We start from the raw sequence: 1,265 nt of genomic DNA, 5'->3' as shown, positions 1-1,265 counted from the left end.
GCCATGATGCGTAACTTGGTTCGGTTAGGTAAACATTCGAAGGAAATAGAGGAAGCGTTAAAGATAGCTTTCGATAAGTTCAAACCAATAGGATTGGATGAGCTTATTAAAAACAAAGAACGCTCTGAAGCTGAAGAGAAAGAGTTAAACGAGCTGACGAAAAAGTTCGATGATGACATAAAAGATTATTCGTCCGAGCTGTTAAACGAAGATGTAGAAATTAAAATAGATTATATCTCTGATGCTGATTTTGATGAATTGGTAGATGCTACTTCTAAAGGGGCAAGGGAGTTAACTGCGGGTAACTTTATGTATTTGCGCGAATACCTTGTAAAAGAATGATTTGGATAATCCTTATAGAAGTTGTTTTCTGGGTACTGCATTACGCTAGTACCCGGAATCTTAAATATGATGTTGAGCTATGGAATGAAGAACTTTAAAATTTAAAAATAAATAACAACATGAAAGTATATTATAATAGCAAAATAGCGAAAGTCGTAACCTTTCTGGCCGACTTCGCAACGGTTATGCTCTTCGGAGTAGTATTTACCGAAGAAAAAAAATTATCTGAACGAGACAAGTTTCACGAAGCAAGTCATGTGGAGCAGTATGAAACATTATTTGGCAGTGGCCTGGCTCTCGCGGTTGGGATAATGTTTACTTGCTTCACCTTCGACTGTTACGGCTGGTGGATGCTGGCGCTTATCGCTATCCCTGTGTTCCTCTTCTATGTTTGGTATCTGGTCGAGTTCCTTATTCGCTTAATCATGTACAGAGATGCAGACAAGGCTTACAGGATGATTGCTTTCGAGCAAGAGGCATATACACTACAAGACGAATACCTCAAACCGTGTAGTGAGAGGAGGTATGCGAGTAGTTTTAGTTTTCTGAAATATTATAACACTAATACATAGCGACATGCAAAGATTAATCCCTTATCTATTGGATTTGACTAACTGGTTTAGGGCTATATCGATAGCAGGAATAGCGACCGCTCTGGACTTTTTTTCTCCAATAGAGAATTTCTTTATGGTTATTCCTGTGATGGCCACCATTGATATGTTCTGGGGATTGGCGGCAGATAGATGCGATTTTCGGAAAAATAAGTTTTTTAGGACTATTGTCTATCTATTAATTTATCTATTAATCTTGGCTGTGGCCTTTTGGGTTGGGATAATGATGGAACAGGATAAGGATAGTACTAAGACATTCGTTAGTTGGATTACATGGGTTGTAATATATTGTTATGGGCTTAATTCCCGAAA

The 1,265-nt window shown here is 38.1% G+C and carries 3 protein-coding genes; all 3 read left to right on the top strand.

Going from position 1 to position 1,265, the window contains the following annotated elements; genetic code table 11:
* A partial coding sequence (locus DW103_RS17890) for a hypothetical protein (RefSeq protein WP_122278641.1) occupies positions 1-342 on the top strand: 342 nt, incomplete at its 5' end.
* A gap of 119 nt (positions 343-461) precedes the next feature.
* Positions 462-914 (top strand): hypothetical protein, encoded by a 453-nt coding sequence (locus DW103_RS17885; protein ID WP_122278638.1) that lies wholly within the window; start codon positions 462-464, stop codon positions 912-914.
* Positions 915-918: 4 nt separating this feature from the next.
* Positions 919-1,265 (top strand): hypothetical protein (locus DW103_RS17880; protein ID WP_147381255.1); only part of this gene is annotated, 347 nt, incomplete at its 3' end.

The organism is Parabacteroides sp. AM08-6, from assembly GCF_003473295.1.
In the GTDB taxonomy this organism is placed as follows: Bacteria; Bacteroidota; Bacteroidia; order Bacteroidales; family Tannerellaceae; genus Parabacteroides.
Note: the sequence above shows the minus strand (reverse complement) of the source record. Positions and strands in the feature narration are given on the sequence as shown.